The sequence below is a fragment of the Anaerococcus porci genome (assembly GCF_034090325.1).
GTDB lineage: Bacteria > Bacillota > Clostridia > Tissierellales > Peptoniphilaceae > Anaerococcus > Anaerococcus porci.
Genome location: NZ_JAXDSU010000088.1, coordinates 1 through 3791 on the forward strand (window position 1 = coordinate 1; position 3791 = coordinate 3791).

Consider the following 3791-nt stretch of genomic DNA (forward strand, 5'->3'; position numbering starts at 1 on the left):
TTAATAATATCTTCAACTAATGTTTTACTAATATTCCTAGATTCCATTTTTTCAAATGCATGAATTGATGATAAATCCCAATCAACATCTAAATCATCAACATCAACTACATTTCCAAATTTGCCCAAGTCAATTTTATCAGCAAAATAAGCAACAGTAGTACACCTACACCTAGGATGCCAAAATGGTTAAAAGTATAACTCATAGAGATTGGATACAATATATGGAGTTAAATAGGTATTAGTATAAAAAACACATTCTAACTCGAATGTGTTCGTTTATACAAACAAAACTACAGCATCAACCAATCCTTTTAGTGATTCCTTAGCTTTTGCCATTAAATTATTATCAAATAAGTACTCTATACCTTTAGGTGTTATTTGTATTTCATTATAGTATATGATTTTACCATCTTTAGTTTTTTTGATATAAACCCCTTCGACAAATCCTTGTTTAGATAAGTTTTCAATGATGTAATACCAATAGTCTTTATTTAGTCTTAAGTTCATATTTTCAAATTGTTCTTGATCGGGAGTTTTACCGTCTTTTAAACACTCATATAGGTATTTTAAAACTTGGTATACAATTACAAAATAATCATCTTTTGACATATTAATCAGCTCTCTTTACCAATTCAAGATCATCTTCTAAACACTGATGTATTTTATATTCCCATTCGCCTGACTCGTGAAAAGTTTTTTCTTTATCTTCTATTAGATAAATATCTCTACCATTAATATTAGTTATATCTACAGCTGTGCCAATTACATTTTTATTAATAATTTTTACAGTATCAAATTCATTTATTCTTTTTTTCATATCTGTAAGCCATAACAAATCTAGGCTTATCCCCCTTCCTATCAATGCTCCACGCTGTTCTAAAGTTTCTTTTTTTATTAATTCCTAGTTGCATATCAATTCTAAAGTTTTTAAAAGTGTAGTCATTTTTTCTATCATAAACTTTTTTTTCATTTTTATAACCTTCGTACAACTGATCTAATAATTTATAAGAATTTTCTTCTTTAAACCCAACGCTTTTAAATTCTTGATAGTGATCTGTTCCTTTTTTTAGAAGATACTTATAAATTTTATTATAGTGAATTGTAAAATCTTCAGTATAAAAAACTTCATCATTCTCATTATAATTATACCCCATATCCTCTAAATTATAACTTTTATCAGTGTTTTTATCATCAAAATAAGCCACAGTCGTACATCTACACCTTGGATGCTAAAGTGGAATATTATCCCCCTCCACTGCCTCTGATATCTTCACAATATCCCCGTCGTGAGGACTACAATGCCTACAAGCTGTAGGCTCAGTCATTACTTCTAGATACTCATATCCACCGTCTTTATAAGCTGCAATTTGAGTTTGAATCCATACCCTGCCAGATTCAGTAAAAGCCAATCTTTCAGTAGCACTTGTGATATTTTTAATATCCTTACTAACTAAATCTCTTAATTTTCTAGCAAACTCTCTGGGGTTTTTACCTTGAATTACAACTGATTCAATATTTCTTTCAATTCTTCTTGATAATTCCCTCGTATCTCGCCAAACCCTATCAGAAAAATGGGCGTTATGATAATCTTGACTTACAATAAATCTTGCCCTTCTTTCAATTCCTGTCTGGTCTATATTAAGTCCCAAAATACTTGCTTGGCGTTTATACTCATCAATAGATCCTTTTATTAAATGGTCTTGTAGTTCATTTTCAACCTTTGAACCAGTCCCAATAATATGAAGCCTTAACATTTGATTAAGCATTTCAAGCCTATTTAATCTCATTGTAATATTATAAAGCTTCAATTCACGACTTGCCTTTGGACTAAAATCTTTATCTTTTACATAAGTTTTTGCAAGATACTTATAATCTTCAACATCAGCCTTTTCAATTCTTTTTCTAGCCTCATTTATAGATATCCCTTGACTATCAGAAAATCGTATAATTTGACCTTGTATTTCTTTATTTATATTTCTTAAAAGTTCATTATAAATATAGGCTATTCGCACTTTTACAAACTTCTCATCTCTATTCTTGGACTTTAGAAGATTTTGGTACTCTCGCCTTCTCCAATATTCCTTGCTCGTTGACATCTTCCATACTCCAATCGTCGCTATGGTCTTGTGCTATATCTGTATCAAATTCATCTTCTTCTTTCATCTTCTCTATTTCTTCTTTTACATTATCAACAATAGACAAATAAGATAAGGCAGTTTCTTTACTTACTAGACCATTCAAGCTATTAACCACCTGAGCCTCCTCCAAAACATTTTTAGGAGCATTTCTAGTAAATTGATAAGTAATCCCCTTATAAGCTTCCTTATCATGCCAATTTGGTAAATTACAAAGTAGTTTATATCTAGTATTTAAACCAGCAGTAAACTTACGCTCTTTAGATTTACAAAGATTGTCCAAGCCCTGTAATTTATAAGAAAGAGCAATACCAGATGATGTACCAAAATTCTCATCTGATAAATTCGGAACCATAGAAAGTTGATAAATCTTTTCTTCAAGCCTATCAAGCAAATTTTCTTGAGTTTGGTCAGCGTCAGGCTTTTGTAAAAAATTAACATCAGGTACAGAACCGTCAGCCTCATTTGTAGTTTTATATAAGTTCCATATTCTGTTATCTTTCAAAAACCTAACCTGTTCTTCATTTAGCTCTACACCAATAACCTTTAAATAAGCGTCAGCAAAATAATCAACATCATTAGCCTTTTCACTAACAACCTTATCAATTTGATTAATAAGAGTATAAACCGACTCAAAAGCCGACTGACACTCTTCATTTTCCCTATATTCAATAATAGGACAAAAGCCAAAATAATGAGGATATTCCTCAGAAATATAAAGTCCGTCCTCTCCCTCTTCAAAATAATAAATCCTTTCATTATCCGAAAAAGTCCCCTTTAAAATTCCATCTTGGTCTTTGTAATAATGCACCCCATACCTAATTTTTTTCCTAATAGAATTATCCCTAATAACAAAAGATTCCAAAGGACTAACATGCAAAATATTTTCAATCGCATCTTCATCAAGATACAGCATTTCATAGCCTATTCCATAGATTGACATATCTTTTGCAAGTTCGTATTCTTAATCTTCTATGTTATTAAAATCTGATAGATTTTTAATTTTTTCTAGGTATGTGTCATCTTCGTGATTGACTTTAATAGAACTCGTAAGCTTTAAAGCATCATTTAAATCTACAATAACCTTAGCCTCATCTCATCCATTCTCTTTTTAATATACTCAAAAATATAAGGTTTTTTTAAGGTTTTCAGCACCAGTTTGACCAGCCGTCTTTTCAGAATAACCAGCCTTAATTGCAGATTGAGTAGCATTTCCAGAAATGATATACTCATCCGCAAACTTCTTCTGTTTAATTGTCAACCCCTTCAAAGTACATCACCTCTTTTCAAAATAAGCATAAAAAAAGACAAGTCCTAAAACTTGCCTTAAAAAAATATACACTTCTAATTATACAAAAAATATACCACAAAAAACCTTTTTTATCCAAACTTTTATAATTTTTTTCTTTTCTCCTCAATCCACCCCTCAACCTCCTTCAAATCCTCTTCATCCGCCCAATCCCTAATATAAACCTTATACTAATACCTATTTAACTCCATATATTGTATCCAGTCTCTATGAGTTATACTTTTAACCATTTCTTTAGTAAGGTGATTTATAGTTTCACATAATCTATTTACAACATCTGTTAATGAATGAAAAAACTCATTTCTAAATCCCATTGACCTTATTTGTTTCCAAATTTGTTCTATG

General features: G+C 30.5%; 5 protein-coding genes and 1 pseudogene. All 6 read right to left on the bottom strand.

Going from position 1 to position 3791, the window contains the following annotated elements:
• Positions 1-278: 278 nt before the first annotated feature.
• Positions 279-611: a YjcQ family protein gene (locus tag SOR60_RS09115; RefSeq protein WP_320595766.1), complete on the bottom strand. Its 333-nt coding sequence runs from the start codon at positions 609-611 to the stop codon at positions 279-281.
• A gap of 1 nt (position 612) precedes the next feature.
• Complete coding sequence (locus tag SOR60_RS09120; RefSeq protein ID WP_320595767.1) at positions 613-837, bottom strand: hypothetical protein; 225 nt, start codon at positions 835-837, stop codon at positions 613-615.
• Entirely contained in the window at positions 800-1207 is a 408-nt protein-coding gene (locus SOR60_RS09125) for a DUF6883 domain-containing protein (protein WP_320595768.1), read from the bottom strand. The genes SOR60_RS09120 and SOR60_RS09125 overlap by 38 nt, the downstream gene beginning before the upstream one ends.
• Before the next feature lie 24 nt (positions 1208-1231).
• The gene (locus SOR60_RS09130) at positions 1232-2098 is read right to left on the bottom strand and encodes a hypothetical protein (RefSeq protein ID WP_320595769.1); all 867 of its coding nucleotides are present in this window, start codon (positions 2096-2098) and stop codon (positions 1232-1234) included.
• Positions 2034-3086, bottom strand: a pseudogene (locus SOR60_RS09135) (phage portal protein); the annotation flags it as partial. The pseudogene SOR60_RS09135 and the gene SOR60_RS09130, both read right to left, overlap by 65 nt.
• A gap of 171 nt (positions 3087-3257) precedes the next feature.
• Positions 3258-3407: a terminase small subunit gene (locus tag SOR60_RS09140; protein ID WP_320595770.1), complete on the bottom strand. Its 150-nt coding sequence runs from the start codon at positions 3405-3407 to the stop codon at positions 3258-3260.
• Positions 3408-3791: the final 384 nt, after the last annotated feature.

Excerpts from the sequence above, each read along its gene's own strand:
- SOR60_RS09115 (WP_320595766.1), bottom strand. The coding sequence starts at position 611 with ATGTCAAAAGATGATTATTTTGTAATTGTATACCAAGTTTTAAAATAC.
- SOR60_RS09130 (WP_320595769.1), bottom strand. The coding sequence starts at position 2,098 with ATGTCAACGAGCAAGGAATATTGGAGAAGGCGAGAGTACCAAAATCTT.